At 70.3% G+C, this 15,355-nt stretch carries 13 protein-coding genes; 10 read left to right on the forward strand and 3 right to left on the reverse strand.

What is annotated here, in order from left to right:
* Positions 1 to 50: 50 nt before the first annotated feature.
* The 3 genes from ABH933_RS02760 to ABH933_RS02770 are packed head-to-tail and all read right to left on the reverse strand — an operon-like array spanning position 51 to position 3,069.
* On the reverse strand, positions 51 to 827 hold the full coding sequence (locus ABH933_RS02760) for a carotenoid biosynthesis protein (protein WP_429414770.1): 777 nt from the start codon (positions 825 to 827) through the stop codon (positions 51 to 53).
* Complete coding sequence (locus tag ABH933_RS02765; protein ID WP_429414773.1) at positions 824 to 2,422, reverse strand: phytoene desaturase family protein; 1,599 nt, start codon at positions 2,420 to 2,422, stop codon at positions 824 to 826. Before ABH933_RS02765 ends, ABH933_RS02760 begins: the two co-directional genes overlap by 4 nt.
* Positions 2,419 to 3,069 (reverse strand): GNAT family N-acetyltransferase, encoded by a 651-nt coding sequence (locus ABH933_RS02770; protein ID WP_429414776.1) that lies wholly within the window; start codon positions 3,067 to 3,069, stop codon positions 2,419 to 2,421. The genes ABH933_RS02765 and ABH933_RS02770 overlap by 4 nt, the downstream gene beginning before the upstream one ends.
* Before the next feature lie 239 nt (positions 3,070 to 3,308).
* Here ABH933_RS02770 and ABH933_RS02775 point away from each other — a divergent pair, with 239 nt between their 5' ends.
* The 10 genes from ABH933_RS02775 (at position 3,309) to murD (ending at position 15,223) form a co-directional block, all read left to right on the forward strand.
* Entirely contained in the window at positions 3,309 to 3,749 is a 441-nt protein-coding gene (locus ABH933_RS02775; RefSeq protein ID WP_245401279.1) for an SAV_6107 family HEPN domain-containing protein, read from the forward strand.
* 122 nt (positions 3,750 to 3,871) lie between these two features.
* Complete coding sequence (locus ABH933_RS02780) at positions 3,872 to 4,291, forward strand: DUF3040 domain-containing protein (protein ID WP_429414779.1); 420 nt, start codon at positions 3,872 to 3,874, stop codon at positions 4,289 to 4,291.
* Between the two features lie 439 nt (positions 4,292 to 4,730).
* A complete protein-coding gene (mraZ, locus tag ABH933_RS02785) occupies positions 4,731 to 5,162 on the forward strand; it encodes a division/cell wall cluster transcriptional repressor MraZ (RefSeq protein WP_429414782.1) in 432 nt (143 codons plus the stop codon).
* A gap of 186 nt (positions 5,163 to 5,348) precedes the next feature.
* Positions 5,349 to 6,320: a 16S rRNA (cytosine(1402)-N(4))-methyltransferase RsmH gene (gene rsmH / locus ABH933_RS02790; RefSeq protein ID WP_429414785.1), complete on the forward strand. Its 972-nt coding sequence runs from the start codon at positions 5,349 to 5,351 to the stop codon at positions 6,318 to 6,320.
* 40 nt (positions 6,321 to 6,360) lie between these two features.
* Positions 6,361 to 7,389 carry a hypothetical protein gene (locus ABH933_RS02795; protein WP_429414788.1) on the forward strand — a complete coding sequence of 343 codons (1,029 nt, stop codon included), beginning with the start codon at positions 6,361 to 6,363 and terminating at the stop codon, positions 7,387 to 7,389.
* A 146-nt stretch (positions 7,390 to 7,535) separates the two neighbouring features.
* Complete coding sequence (locus ABH933_RS02800; RefSeq protein ID WP_429415738.1) at positions 7,536 to 9,296, forward strand: peptidoglycan D,D-transpeptidase FtsI family protein; 1,761 nt, start codon at positions 7,536 to 7,538, stop codon at positions 9,294 to 9,296.
* Between the two features lie 174 nt (positions 9,297 to 9,470).
* Positions 9,471 to 11,162, forward strand: coding sequence for a UDP-N-acetylmuramoyl-L-alanyl-D-glutamate--2,6-diaminopimelate ligase (locus tag ABH933_RS02805; RefSeq protein WP_429414791.1), 1,692 nt, complete (start codon positions 9,471 to 9,473; stop codon positions 11,160 to 11,162).
* A complete protein-coding gene (locus tag ABH933_RS02810) occupies positions 11,159 to 12,652 on the forward strand; it encodes a UDP-N-acetylmuramoyl-tripeptide--D-alanyl-D-alanine ligase (RefSeq protein WP_429414794.1) in 1,494 nt (497 codons plus the stop codon). Before ABH933_RS02805 ends, ABH933_RS02810 begins: the two co-directional genes overlap by 4 nt.
* A complete protein-coding gene (mraY, locus tag ABH933_RS02815) occupies positions 12,649 to 13,725 on the forward strand; it encodes a phospho-N-acetylmuramoyl-pentapeptide-transferase (protein WP_215919089.1) in 1,077 nt (358 codons plus the stop codon). The genes ABH933_RS02810 and mraY overlap by 4 nt, the downstream gene beginning before the upstream one ends.
* Positions 13,726 to 13,774: 49 nt before the next feature.
* Complete coding sequence (gene murD / locus ABH933_RS02820; RefSeq protein WP_429415741.1) at positions 13,775 to 15,223, forward strand: UDP-N-acetylmuramoyl-L-alanine--D-glutamate ligase; 1,449 nt, start codon at positions 13,775 to 13,777, stop codon at positions 15,221 to 15,223.
* Positions 15,224 to 15,355 lie beyond the last annotated feature (132 nt).

Here is a 15,355-nt window from a genome sequence, read left to right on the forward strand (position 1 = left end):
CCCCGTCGCGGCCCCATGCACAGGCACGATCCGCGCGGTCGCCGGGCGACTCATCGGACCGATGGGCGCGCCGACCTCGCCGGCCGGATCAGGCTCAGCAGCAGCGGAAATCCCAGCAGGCCCATGCCCAGGAATCCGTACCCGGCCGAGGCGGGCATGCCCAGGAACACCGCATGGGCCAGGGCCGAGCCCAGCCAGGTCCACAGATAGACCGCCGCGGGTACCGCGAACGCGGCGGCGGGACGGGCGGTGGCGCGGTCGAGCAGCTGCAACAGCGCGGCCATGAGCAGCGCGACGGCGAACCAGCCGAGATAGTTGGTGTACGGAATATGGCCGATGCCGGGCAGTCCGGGCCACGCCGAACACCAGGTCCACCGGCCCGCGGCGACCATCTGCGGATCCAGGAACAGATCCCAGCCGACCGCGCCCAGCGCCGTCATCGGAATCCGCAGGCGGGCACGGGGATACAGGCGTGCGGCCACCACCCACACCGGATAGAGCCCGCCGGTCCAGGCCAGCGGCACCAGCAGCGGCACGCTCGCGATCTCGGGCCCCAGCCCGCCGTGTGCGTAGTGGTAGCCCCCGAAGGGGAGTCCCGTTGCGGTGCCCAGGATCTCGGCGGCCAGACCGAGACCCGAGACGATCACCAGGAATCCGGCGGCGTAGCGCGGTCCGCGTGTTGCCGCCGCATGGGTGAGTGCGGTGAGCGCGGAAAGGACGACGACCGCGGCGGTCACTCGGTTCCGGCTCGCGCCGGAGGTCAGGGGATAGGCGATCTGGGTCAGGATCAGCAGCGCGGCGGCGAGCGCCGGAAGTCTGCGGATCACCGTCGACGCAGCCGGGGCCGCTTCAGGTCCCGCAGCACCAGCCGGGCCGCGCTGCGTCCGCTGGCCCCCGACACGCCACCGCCCGGGTGGGTCGAGGCGCCGGTCAGATACATCCCGGGCGCGCCGGGTACCCGCTGCCCGGACAGCTCCGGCAGCGGACGCCAGAAGAACATCTGGTCCAGCGACATCTCCACGTGCATCACATTGCCGCCCAGCAGCCCGAGCTCGCGCTCCAGATCGGCCGGGGTCTGCACGAAACGGTTCAGCACGGTGTCCGCGAAACCCGGTGCGGCGGCGTCGAGTTCGGCGATGATGCGGTCGCCCTCGCGTTCGGCGTGTGCGGCCCAGTCGCTGCCGTCGGCCAGATGGCGAGGGTGCCACTGCGCCCACAGGGTGAGCTGATGCTGCCCGGGCGGCGCGATGGACGAGTCCAGTGCGCTGAAGCTCATCGCCAGCACCACCGGCCGGGGCGGCAGTTCCCCGGCCAGCGCGGCGCCGTGCGCCAGGCGCAGCTGCCTTCGGTCGGTCGCGAGAAGCTGCAGCCCGCACGCGGATTCGTGCTCGGCGGCGCCCGGATAGCGGGGCAGCGCGCTGGTGGCCGCGCGCACCACCATGCCGATGCCGGGGCCGACCCGGATGCGCCGTCGCCAGTCGTCGAGCACGCCGGCGTCGAATCCGCCGCGCCCCAGCAGATCCAGGGTGGTCAGGATATGAGTGCCCGAGATGACGGTGTGTGCGAACAGGTTTCGCCCCGAAGCGGTCCGCACTCGCCAGCCCGCACCCTCGCGGCGCAGCTCGGTGACCGCGTCCCCGGACGACACCACCCCGCCGTCCGCGCGCAGCCGCGCCACCAGAGCCGTTGTCAGCGCGCCGCTTCCGCCCACGGCCCGGCCGGGCGGCAACGTATGCATCAGCGCCGCGAATCCGGCCATCGGCGCGGTGCCCGGCTCGGACATCGGCGGGCCCGACTGCGCGCCGAACCAGGCCAGCGCCGCCTTGAGCCGTTCGTCGTCGAAATAGCTGTCCAGCAGCGCATCTCCGGACTGCAGGAACTCACGGGACAGCACGCTGCCAGCTGTGCTCGTGCGTACCCCCGCCCCACCGCCCCGGTCGGGCCGCGCGTTCAGCCCCCAGAACGAGCGCAGCAGCCGTCCGGGGCCGGGCGGACCGGAGAAGGCCCGCATCACCCGCTGTGTACGCGGCCCCCACGTCCGCACGAAGCGCCGGTAGGCGTCGGCGTCCCGGTTGCCGCAGGCCGCCGCTATCGAGGCGCAGGTGCGGTCCAGGTCGCGGTGGAACACGAGCGGAGCCAGCTCGGTGCCGGGCGGGGCCGGCGCGAAACCCCACGGGTCGCAATCGATGTAGCGCAACCCGAACCGCTCCAGCTCGAGCTCCTCGACGATGCCGGTGTGCCGGATCATGATGTGTGCCGAGGATCCGCGGTCGACCAGATGCCCGGGGAAGCGCTCCACCGTGGAGACCGCGCCGCCCAGCACCTCGTCGCGCTCGAGCACCTCGACCGACTCGCCCGCGCGGGCCAGGTAGCACGCGGCGACCAGCGCGTTGTGGCCCGATCCGACGATCAGGACTGTCACCGCACGCGTTCCTGCGGTGCGGTCACCTCGGGCGCCTCCAGCGGCAGCCGCCGCCCGAGCACCGCGAAGCGCCGCGTATCACCGGAGAACACGAAATGCCTTACCACGTCGGTGAATCCCTGCCGCCGATACAGCCGCCAGGCACGGTTGTCCTCATAGTCGACCTCGGGCGTGGACAGCAGCGCGGCCCGCTCGGTCCGGTGGCGCAGCAGCCGCGTCAGCAGCAGCTCGCCCAGGCCCTGGCCCTGGGCGGTGGGGTGCACATGCAGCTCGGTCAGCTCGAAATAGTCCGAGAGCAGTTCGCGCGCGGCGTGTTCGGCCCAGCCCGAGCGCCGCATGCCGCTGTGTACCTGCTGGTGCCACCACTGGTGCGGGGCGCCGTGGTAGCCGTAGGCGATGCCGACGATGGGGGCGCTGCGCAGGTCGAACTGCCCGTTGTCGTCGGGAACCACGGCGGCCACGGCCTGCCAGCCGGGCCGGGAGATGTGCTCGGTCCACATCGGTGCGCGATGGTGCTCGGTGCCGCGGGGGTAGTCCATCGCGGCGACGTAGACGGCCAGCGCGTCGTGCAATCGGGTGCGTAGGACGGGCGCGGTGAGGTCGACGACGACGGGGGCGGGGGTGGGGTGAAGTCTGACGGCGGTCATATCCGGTCGGCGCGGCTCTCGTTCTCACCTCGCGCTCGTCGCGAGCACGAGCGCGAAAGTTGTCGGTGGTCGTCTCTATATTCACACTCGATTGAAGCGTTCGAAAACCTGTTCGGTTCGTGTGGTGGGTGCTGCGCTCCCCGCACGTGCGGGGTTGAGCCTGGAGGTGCCGCGATGGCTGGTCGGATCGAGCGTAATGTGCGCGCCGCGCGTACGGGGTCGAACTTGGAGGTGCCGTGATGGCCGGTCGGATGGACCATCCAGGACATTCGGGGCGGGCGGGCGGTTTGCTGGACCGGGCCGACAGCCTGTTGCTGCAGGCCGCGGCCGAACCCGATCCACGCGAGCGGTTCCGTACCGCGTATCTCGCCGCGCTGCGCGGCGCCGGCGCGGTGCTGGCGCTCACCGGCGCGGACCGGGCGCCACGGGCGCGCTCGCGCAACGCCTGGGTGCTGATGCAGCAGGCGGCGCCCGAGTTCGTGATGTGGTCGGACTACTTCAGCTCCCACTCCGAGACACGCGCGGCGATCGAGGCCGGACTGGACCGGCCGATCGATGCGCGCCAGGCCGACGAGTTCGCCTCGCGCGTAGGGGCGTTCCTGCACGACGTGGAGGATTCGATCAGCGCGGCGGCGCGGATGCGGCCGATCGCGGGGTGGCTCGCCGACGGCTCGGCGTGAACATCGGCGAGTAGGTGGTACCGCGCTGATCGAACTCGTATCATTGGTGGCAGGTAGCCGCCAAGGTCGGCTGTCTGTCGTCTACCCGGAGGCGACCACCACCTAGTGCCGGGGGAGGTACCGTGCCACTCTCCGAGCACGAGCAGCGCATGCTCGAACAAATCGAGAGCGCGCTCTATGCTGAGGACCCCAAGTTCGCCTCGACCGTCCGAGGTGGGCGCCTACGTTCTGCTACGGGCAGACGCAGACTGCAATCGGCCGCCCTGCTCGTCCTCGGCCTGTGTCTACTTATCGCCGGTATCGCCCTGCCCGTGAAGCCCGGTGGGTTCCCGATCATCAGCCTGCTCGGATTCATCGTGATGTTCGGTGCCGGCGTGCTGCTGTTGTTGGGTAGCTCGGGCGCGGCGGGCGCCGGTCGTCGCGGCGAGGATCCGCAGCAGGGTGGCACCGCCACCGGCCGCGGCAAGCAGCGCAAGGCGGGTGGCAGCTTCTCCGCCCGCATGGAGGACCGGTTCAGGCGCCGGTTCGAACAGGACAATTGACTCCGGCCCGGATCCGTATGACGGATCCAGGTTTTCGGTTCCACTCCTTTCGGGAGTGAGGCTGTGCCACGACACGCCGTACGTTGTGCGGCGTGTCGTTTTATTTTCGGTGCCGTCCTGCGCTGCCCACCCCCTCCCGCCAGATCTCCCCACCTCTCCCCACCGGCCCCCCCACCCGCACCCTATGGCCCACCTGCCCGGGTGCGATCCGCGGGTTTGCTGATCGTTTTCGGGTTCCCCGTCGCTTCCGGCTCGCGTGTCGCGGATCTCGGCAAAATCTCCCCACCCCGGTGATAGCTGGTATGACCTGCGAAATCGGGCGCGCGGGGAGCGAGATCACCCTCGCTTTCGATTGAAAGTGGGGGAAAGTGGGGTAATGTGGAGCGCGCACCAGCGGAGGCCTACCAAGACGAGGTGATCACACGGGAGGTGTCGGGGATTGTTTCTCGGTACCTACACGCCTCGGCTGGACGACAAGGGGCGACTGACGTTGCCTGCGAAATTTCGGGACGAACTGGCGGGAGGGTTGATGGTCACGAAGGGGCAAGATCACAGCCTTGCCGTATATCCGAAGGAGGAGTTCACCGCGCTCGCGCGGCGAGCCGCCGCGGCGTCCCGGAACAATCCGCAGGCACGAGCCTTCGTCCGAGCCCTGGCCGCCTCCACGGACGAGCAGCGTCCGGATACCCAGGGCCGCGTCACGTTGTCGGCCGAACATCGCCGTTACGCCAACCTGTCCAAGGACTGCGTGGTGATCGGCTCGGTCGACTTCCTCGAAATATGGGACAAGCAGGCGTGGGAGTCCTACCTCGCCGAGAACGAGGAGGATTACTCGCTGGCCAGAGACGAGTCGCTGGGCGGAATCTTCTAGCCCCGCGAGCGAGGCGAGTGCCCTGCGGCCTCTGCCCGGGCATGGACCCTGACGTACTTCCCCAACGCCAGGTGCCGTGCTTCGGTCAGAGACCCCGGGGCATTCGCCCACCGACTAGTGAGTCCAATCCGCATAGATCGTCGCCAGGTGCGGCGTAGGAGACGTGAGCAGGATCGGGAGGTCGAGGTGGATCATGCAGACCACACCCCCCGCCATGTTCCCGTCCTGCTGCATCGAGCCGATGAAATCCTCGGTCCCGCACTCGAATCCGGCGGCGTTCTGATTGATGCCACGCTCGGCCTGGGCGGGCACTCGGAACATTTCCTGCGCACCTATCCAGAGATTCGTCTCATCGGGCTGGATCGCGATACCAACGCGCTGCGCCTGGCCGGCGAGCGACTGGAGCCGTACGCGGACCGAATCACCCTGGTGCACACCACCTATGACGGCATCGCCGATGCGCTGACCGAGGCCGGGCTGGCGGCGACCGATTCGGTGCGCGGCATCCTGATGGATCTGGGTGTGTCCTCGATGCAGCTCGACGAGGCCGACCGCGGCTTCGCCTACTCGGTAGACGCGCCGCTGGACATGCGGATGGATCCGACCACCGGCCCGACCGCCGCCGACGTGCTCAACACCTACAGTCACGGCGAGCTGGCCCGGGTGCTGAAAACCTATGGTGAGGAACGGTTCGCGGGCCGCATCGCCAGCGAGATCGTCAAACGCCGTGCGCGCCAGCCCTTCACCACCAGCGCGCAGCTGGTCGAGTTGCTGTACGACGCCATCCCGGCCGCCACCCGGCGCACCGGCGGGCATCCGGCCAAGCGCACCTTCCAGGCGCTGCGCATCGAGGTCAACCGGGAGCTCGAATCACTCGAGGCCGCCCTGCCCGCGGCCTTGGACGCGCTGGAGATCGGCGGGCGCATCGTCGTCATGTCCTATCAGTCGCTGGAGGACAAGGTGGTCAAGCATGTGTTCGCCGCGCGGTCGGCATCGCGCACACCGATGGATCTGCCGGTCGAACTGCCGGGCATGGGGCCGGAATTCCGGGTGCTGACCCGGGGGGCGGAGAAGGCGTCGGCGGCGGAGATCGAGGACAACCCGCGCGCGGCTCCAGTACGGATGCGGGCGGCGGAACGAATTCAGGCGACGCCGTGAATTCAGCAGGCGACGCGAAAACGGTAGGGGAGGCTCGATTATGAGTGTGCGTACACGGGTGGACGCACCACGACGCGCCGTGCGAACGACGGAGCGATACGACACCGGGACCACACAGCGGCGCGCGGCATCGCGGTCGTCGCACGAGACCGACAACACGAAGACCGGTGGCGCCAAACGGGCCTACGCCCGCCGCCGCAATCGGCTCGAGGGCGGCGTGAGCCTGCCGCCGCTGCCCGGCCGGGCCGCGATGTCGGGCCGGATTCCGTTCGTGGCCGCCATCATCGCCCTGCTCGGCTGCGGGCTGATGTGCACCCTGCTGCTGACCACCCGATCCGCCGAGGACAGCTATCAGCTCGGCGGCGCTCGCAAGATCAATCAGCAGCTGACCGACGAGCAGGCCGAACTGCAGCGGCAGGTGGCGGCCGCGGATTCGGCCCCCGAACTGGCCAGCAGGGCACGGGAACTCGGCATGATCCCGGCCAAGGATCCCGCGCGGCTGGTGATCGCCCCCGATGGCACCGTGACCGTGATCGGCAAGGAGACGGCCCAGTCGGGTCCGCCCGCCCCGCCGCTGAACACCTCGCCGGCCGCACCGACGGCGGCGCCGCCGAATATGGTTCAGGCGCAAGGCGAACGGCTCGTCCCGGTCACGCCCGGGCAGAACCAGAACCCGGCCGCCCCACGCACCCCGGCTCCCGCGCAACCGCCGGCCGCGCAGGACGTCGAGGCGCACGGTGCCGTCACCGCTCCGGCACAGACCCCCGCGGCTCCCGCCCCGGCCGCTCCGGCTCCTGCGGCCGCGCCGCAGAGCCCGGCACCTGCCCCCGCCGCATCCGCGCCCGCTCCGGCCGCTCCGGTGGATCGGCCCGCGCCGGTACCCAATTCGGCGCCAGCGCTCCCGACGCCGTCCGCACCGGCCCCGGCTCCGCAGGCGCCGCCCGTCGCGGCCGCGCCCGTGGATCGGCCTGCGCCCGTGGCGAATCCGGTCGCGGAGGCCCCGCTCGCCCAGATCCAAACCCCGGCTCCGAGGCCCGAACCCGCGGCCCCGGCCGGGGGAGCCCGGTGAGCCCGGTGGGTCGTGGTCGTGTCCGCACGCCGGCGCCGAGGCGGAAATCCGCGCGGGCCCCGCGTTCGCGCCCGGCCGCCAGACCACGGGTCGGCCTGCGCCCGGACACCTCCACCCGGCTCCGGTTCGGCACCGGCCGGGTGGTGATGCTGTCGGCCCTGTTGGTCGTGGCACTGCAATTGCTGTGGATCCAAACGGTATCCGCGCCGAAGCTGTCGGCGGAGGCGGCCAGCCAGCGCACCGTGCAGGTGGTCGACTACGCGCAGCGCGGCTCGATCACCGACCGCAACGGCCGCGCGCTGGCGTTCACCATCACCACCAAATCGCTGACCTTCCAGCCGGTCGTGGTGCGCAAGGAATTGGCCGACGCGCACGCCAAGAGCGCGCAGGCGCCCGACCCGGACAAACGGCTGCAGGCGATCGCGACCGCTATCCACGAGAAGGTGGGCAAGGATGCGCCGTCGGAGGAAGATCTGCTGACCAAGCTGCACGGCAACGATTCGTTCGTCTATCTCGTGCGCAACGTCGATGCGCGGATCGCCTCGGAGATCAACGACGAATTCCCCGAGGTCGGCATGGATCGCCAGGACACCCCCGTCTATCCGGGCGGATCGCTGGCGGCCAACGTCATCGGCGCCACGGGCTGGGACGGGCACGGACAGGTGGGCCTGGAATCCGCGCTGGATTCGACCCTCGCCGGCACCGACGGCTCGCACACCTACGACCGCGGCTCCGACGGCGCGATGATTCCGGGCAGCGAACGCAACCGCCAGCCCGCGGTGAACGGCAACGGCGTGGAGCTGACCCTGGATTCGGATCTGCAGTACTACGTGCAACAGCAGGTCCAGCAGGCCAAGGAGATGTCCGGCGCTCAGGACGCCTCGGCGGTGGTGCTGGACGCCCACACCGCCCAGGTGCTGGCGATGGCCAACGACAACACCTTCAATCCCTCGCAGTCACCGCAGTACTGGACGCCGGAGAGCCTGGGCAACCCCGTGGTCACCGACGCGTTCGAGCCGGGCTCGGTGAACAAGATCGTCGATGCCTCCGCGGCCATCGAATACGGCCTGACCACACCGGACGAGGTGCATCAGGTGCCGGGCAGCATCCAGATGGGCGGCGTGACCGTGCACGACGCCTGGGAGCACGGCGTGGTGCCCTATACGACGACCGGAATCTTCGGCAAGTCCTCGAACGTCGGCACCCTGATGCTGGCGCAGCGCATCGGCGAGGACCGCTACGCCGACATGCTGAAGCGATTCGGCCTGGGCCAGCGAACCGGTACCGGGCTGCCCGGTGAGAGCGCGGGCCGCGTGCCGCCGCGCGATCAGTGGTCCGGTTCGACCTTCGCGAACCTGCCCATCGGACAGGGTCTCTCGATGACCCTGCTGCAGATGACCGGGATGTATCAGGCCATCGCGAACGACGGCGTGCGGATCCCGCCGCGGATCATCAAGGCCAAGATCGCCCCGGACGGCGTCCGCACCGAGGAGAAGCAGCCCGACGGCGTACGGGTGGTGAGCGTGAAGACCTCCCAGACGCTGCGGCAGATGTTCCAGGCCATCGTGCAGAAGGACCCGACGGGCGGCTATCAGAGCGGTACCGGCACCCCGGCGGCCGTCGCGGGCTATCAGATCGCCGGGAAGACCGGTACGGCACAGCAGATCGACCAGGCGTGCAAATGCTATTCCGACAGCCGCTACTGGATCACGTTCGCCGGAATGGCGCCGGCGGACAACCCGCGCTACGTTATCGGCATTATGCTGGACGCTCCGATCCGCAGCTCCAACGGCAGCGGCGGGCAGTCCGCGGCCCCGCTGTTCCACAACATCGCCTCCTGGGCGCTGCAGCGTGACCGGGTGCCGCCCTCGCCGCCGGCGAAAGAGCTTGTCCTCCAGGCGATGTGAATGGCGGGTGGGTGATCGGCCGCACCGGGCGAGCCAATATCATGCCTGTGTTCCGGCGCAATACCCAGCCGCGTTGCCCGGCCGTGACACGGCGTCGGTACCCTGACTCGTCGATCCGAATCCGTCCGCGGACGATTTGCCGAGCGGACCCGCAGTGTGACCGAGAGGAGCTTTGTGCCCGTGCAGCCCAGCCCGCAGGTGCTGCGTCCGGCGGCGCCGCCGTCGACGGCGCTGCGCACGGTCGTCGAGCTCACGGGCGCGCGCCCGCAGGGTCCGGCCGGGGCGCTCGACGAGGTCGTCATCACCGGAATCGAACAACGATCGCAGGCGGTGCGCCCGGGCGATCTGTTCGCGGGGCTCGCCGGGGAGCGCGCGCACGGGGCCCGTTTCGCCGGTGACGCCATCGAACGCGGTGCGGTCGCGGTGCTGACCGACGCCGCGGGCGCCGAGTTGATCGGCGCGGTGGACGTTCCCGTGCTCGTGCACGAGAATCCGCGCGCGGTGCTCGGCGAGCTGTCCGCCGCGATCTACGGCAATCCCTCGCGGCGGCTGCGGGTGCTCGGTATCACCGGCACGTCCGGCAAGACCACCACCTCCTATCTCGTCGAGGCGGGCCTGGCGGCGGCCGGGCTGCGGACGGCACTGATCGGCACGATCGAGACCCGCATCGGCGGGCAGCGGGTGCCCAGCGCGCTGACCACGCCCGAGGCCCCGCAGCTGCACGCGATGTTCGCGCTGATGGCCGAGCAGGGCGTGCAGGCGGTGGTGATGGAGGTGTCCAGTCACGCACTGGCGCTGGGGCGCGTGGACGGGGTGCGGTTCGCCGTGGGTGCGTTCACCAACCTCTCGCAGGACCACCTCGACTTCCATGCCGACTTCGAGGACTACTACGCCGCCAAGCGCAGGCTGTTCGTACCGGATCCCGCGGCGGTCTCCTCGGTTGCCGCGGACTCTTGTGTGATCTGCGTCGACGACGCGTGGGGTCGCCGGCTGGCACGCGAGGTCGGCGGCCGTACCCCCGTGGTGACGGTGGCGACCGATCTCGGCGCCGCCGGCGAGGGCGCGGAGCCCGACTGGACCGCGGTGGCCGCGACGACCCTCGACGGCGGCGGGCAGCAGTTCACCGCGATCGGGCCGGACGACCGGGCCGGTGGAGCGGGGGAATGCAACGACACAGCGCTCAAACTCGGTGTGCGGCTGCGTCTTCCGGGCAGCTACAACATCGCCAACGCGCTGCTGGCGATCGCGGTGTGCGCGGCGGCCGGGGTGGACGCGGGCGTCGCGGCCGCGGCGCTGGCCGAGGTGGACGTGCCGGGCCGGATGCAGCGGGTCGACCGGGGGCAGGATTTCCTCGCGGTAGTGGACTACGCGCACAAACCGGCCGCGGTGGAATCGGTCATCGCGACGTTGCGGGAAACCCTGCGGGGCTCTGCGGGCAGGCTGGCCGTGGTCGTCGGCGCGGGCGGGGACCGTGACGCGGGCAAGCGCCCGCTGATGGGCGCGACCGCCGCGCGCGGTGCCGAGCTGCTGATCATCACCGACGACAATCCGCGCAGCGAGGACCCCGCGGAGATCCGGGCGGCGATCGCCGCCGGGGCGCAGGGGATCGCCGAGGGCGAGCGCGGCGAGGTCGTCGAGATCGGCGAGCGCGCGGCCGCCATCGCGGCGGCCGTGGAGTGGGCCCGGACCGGCGACGTGGTACTGGTCGCGGGGAAGGGGCATGAGACAGGGCAGGAGATTTCGGGTGTGAAGTATCCGTTCGACGACCGCGAGGTGCTGGCGGAGGCCCTCTCCCGAAAAACAGCCGCGTCGACCGCGTCAGGCCCGCGGTCGGCGCCCGATAACACAGATCTGACGGTTTCATGATCGAGATGACCCTGCGGGAGGTCGCGGAGATCGTCGGCGGCACGCTGCACGACGTCCCCGACCCCGCGGTGCGGGTGACCGGCGCGGTCGAATTCGACTCGCGCCGAATCCATTCCGGCGATCTGTTCCTGGCGCTGCCCGGAGCGCACGCCGACGGGCACGACTTCGCCGCGGCCGCGGTGGCCGCGGGCGCCGTCGCCGTGCTCGCGGCGCGCCCGGTCGGGGTTCCCGCCGTCGTGGTTCCCCCCGTGACGGCGCACCAGCCCGCCGCCGGTGCCTACCTGCTGGCGCACGACACCGACGGGTCGGCGGCCGCGGTGCTCGGCGCACTGGCGAAGCTGGCGAACGCGAGCGTGCGGCGGCTGAGCACGAGCGGCGAGCTGACCGTCGTCGGTGTCACCGGTTCCTCGGGGAAGACCTCGACCAAAGATCTGCTGGCCCAGGTGCTTTCGCCGCTCGGTCCGGTGGTGGCGCCGCCGGAGTCGTTCAACAACGAGCTCGGATTCCCGTGGACCGCACTGCGTGCGGACTCCGGCACCCGCTTCCTGGTGCTGGAGTTGTCCGCGCGCGGCCCGGGACATATCAAGGCGCTCACCGAGATCGCCCCGCCCGCGATCGGTGTGGTGCTGAACGTCGGCACCGCGCACCTGGGCGAGTTCGGTGGTCGCGAGGCCATCGCGCAGGCCAAGGGCGAACTGGTGGAGGCACTTTCGCCGGACGGGCTGGCGGTGCTGAACGCCGACGATCCGAACGTCGCGGCCATGGCGTCCCGCACCGGTGCCCGCGTGGTGACCGTCGGCCAGGCCGCGAACGCGGACATCCGCGCGGTCGACGTGCAACTCGACGAGGCCGCCCGCGCCCGATTCACGCTGCGCGCCAAGGGTTCCGAGGTGCCGGTGCAATTGGCGGTGCACGGCGAGCATCAGGTCGGCAACGCCCTGTCCGCCGCCGCGGTCGCGCTCGAGTGCGGGGCCGATCTCGCCACCGTCGCGGCGGCGCTGGCCGGCGCCACCGCCGCCTCGAAGCACCGCATGGACGTGCGCACCCGCGCCGACGGCGTCACCGTCATCAACGACTCCTACAACGCCAACCCGGATTCGGTCCGCGCGGCGCTCAAGGCACTGGTGACGATGTCCCGCGCTGAGGCCGAACGCACCGGCGGGAAGCGGCGCAGCTGGGCGGTGCTCGGCGAAATGGCCGAGCTGGGCGAGGATTCGGTGATCGAACACGATCGCATCGGCCGCCTCGCGGTGCGCCTGGATGTGGATCGGCTGATCGTCGTCGGCACCGGACGTCCGTCACACGCGCTGCATCAGGGTGCGGTCATGGAAGGCTCCTGGGGCGAGGAATCGATCCTCGTCCCCGATATCGATGCCGCGCTCGGGGTGCTCGAGGCCGAGCTCGCGCCCGATGACGTGGTGCTGGTGAAGGCCTCGAATTCCGTCGGATTGTGGGCGGTGGCGCGGAAATTGATGGAGGAGCGCCAATGAGACAGATTCTTTTCGCGGCCGCGATCGCGCTGGCGGTGTCGATCCTGTTGACGCCGCTGCTGATCCGGATATTCGCCAAGCGCGGTTTCGGCCAGGAGATCCGGGTCGACGGGCCGGCCAGTCACCAGGCCAAACGCGGCACCCCGACCATGGGCGGCGTGGCAATCCTGGCCGGACTGTGGGCCGGGTACTGGGGTTCGCATCTGATCGGAATCGGCTATCACGCCGACGGTCCCTCGGTGTCGGGCCTGCTGGTGTTGTCCCTTACTACGGCGCTGGGTGCGGTCGGGTTCATCGACGACTTCATCAAGCTGCGCAAGGGCCGCAACCTGGGCCTGACCGCGGCCGGCAAGTACATCGGGCAGCTTTCGGCGGCAGTGATTTTCGGCGTGCTGGCGCTGCAGTGGCCGGGGGCGAACAAGCAGACCCCGGCCAGCCGGCATCTGTCCTATGTCCGCGACATCACGACGGTGTCGATGGGTGTGATCATCTTCCTGGCCTTCGTCTGCCTGGTCGTGGTCGCCTGGTCCAACGCGGTGAACCTCACCGACGGCCTGGACGGCCTGGCCGCGGGCTCGATGAGCCTGGTGCTGGGCGCCTACGTGATCATCACCTTCTGGCAGTACCGCAACGCCTGCTCGGTGCACGCCGAGGCGGGCTGCTACAACGTCCGCGATCCGCTGGACCTGGCGCTGGTATGCGCGGCCGGTGCCGCCGCCTGCGTCGGATTCCTGTGGTGGAACGCGGCTCCCGCGAAGATCTTCATGGGCGACACCGGCTCCCTGGCCCTGGGCGGCCTGATCGCCGGGCTGTCCATTACCACCCGGACCGAACTGCTGATGATCGTGATCGGTGCGCTGTTCGTCGCCGAGACCACCTCGGTCGTGCTGCAGGTGGCGGTATACCGCACCACGCGCAACCGACTGTTCAAGATGGCGCCGTTCCACCACCACTTCGAACTCAGTAAATGGGCGGAGACTACCGTCATTATTCGGTTCTGGTTACTGGCAGCCATCGCGTCGGCGATCGGACTGGGCTTGTTCTACAGCGAATACCTCTCTCAGGTCGGGTAAAGCAGCAATGGTCGAACACACTCCGCGGGCCCTGCGTTCACCGGGGCCCATGCTCGAATTCCTGCGTGGCCGTGACGTTCTCGTTGCCGGTTGGGGCGTCTCCGGGCGCTCGCTGATCGATCCGCTGCGCGATATCGGCGCGCGCCCGGTCGTCACCGACGCCGGGACCGCCGCGATGACCGAGGCCGCCGAACTGGGGCTGGACACCGCGGCCACCGAGAGCCTGCTCGAGCCCGGCGGGCTGGACCGCTTCGCGCTGGTGATCACGAGCCCGGGCTGGCGGCCCGATTCGCCGGTGCTCGCCACCGCGGTCGCCGAGGGCGTACCGGTCTGGGGCGATGTCGAGTTCGCCTGGTGGGTCGATCAGGCGCGGCTGTACGGCCCGGTGCGCAAGTGGCTGGTGGTGACCGGCACCAACGGCAAGACCACGACCACCCAGATGACGCACGCGATCCTGCGCGCGGCCGGTATCCCCAGCGTCGCCTGCGGCAATATCGGGCTGCCCATCCTGGATGCGCTGCGGCGCACGCCGGGCCCGCAGGTGCTGGCGGTGGAATTGTCCTCGTTCCAGCTGCATTGGGCGCCCTCGGTGCGACCGGAGGCCGGCGTGGTGCTGAATGTGGCCGAGGATCACCTGGATTGGCACGGCGGACTGGATGCGTACGCCGCGGCGAAGGCGCGGGCGCTGATGGGCCGGGTCGGTGTCGTGGGCCTGGACGATCCGGTTGCCGCGGCACTGGCCCGCAAGTCGCGCGCGCGGCGCACGGTCGGGTTCCGGGTGGGCGTGCCCGCCGACGGGGAGCTGGGCGTGGTGGACGGCAAGCTGCTCGACCGCGCGTTCACCAAGGCCGCCATCCTGGCCGAGGTGCGCGACATCAGCCCGCCCGGACCGGCCGGGGTCGCCGACGCGCTCGCTGCCGCGGCGCTGACCCGATCCATCGACGTGGCACCGCAATTCGTCAAGGAGGGCCTGCAGGAGCACAAGGTGGGCCCGCATCGCGCGGCATCGGTGCGGGAGCTGGCGGGCGTGGAGTTCGTCGACGATTCCAAGGCCACCAACCCGCATGCGGCGCGCTCGTCGATCCTGGCGCACGAGCGGGTGGTGTGGCTCGCGGGCGGCCTGCTCAAGGGCGCGCATGTCGAGGATCTGGTCGAGGAGACGGCCGAACGGCTCGTCGCGGCGGTGCTGTTCGGCAAGGATGCCCCGGTCATCGCCGAGGCATTGGCGCGACACGCGCCCGATGTCCCGGTCGTCGAGCTCGGTTCGGGTGACGATGCAGGGATGAGTGCGGAACTCACCTCCGAATTCGACGGTGCGGATGCGGTGATGGCGCGCGCGGTGCGGATCGCTGCCGGCTATGCGAATCGTGGTGACACGGTGCTGCTGGCGCCGGCCGCGGCGTCACTGGACATGTTCGCCGACTACACCCACCGGGGACGAAGTTTCGTCGCGGCGGTGCAGGCGCTCGACGAAGGAGACATCGGGAGCCCGGAGTGAGCGAGGCGGCGGCGTGAGCGAGCTTGCGAGCGAACCGATGACACAGCGACCTTCCGGCTCGGTGGCGCCGAGCGTTAGTGAGGCGGCGGCGTGAGCGAGCTTGCGAGCGAACCAAAGACACAGCGACCTTCC

This window comes from Nocardia sp. GP40, from assembly GCF_050434125.1.
GTDB classification, from domain to species: Bacteria; Actinomycetota; Actinomycetes; order Mycobacteriales; family Mycobacteriaceae; genus Nocardia; species Nocardia albiluteola.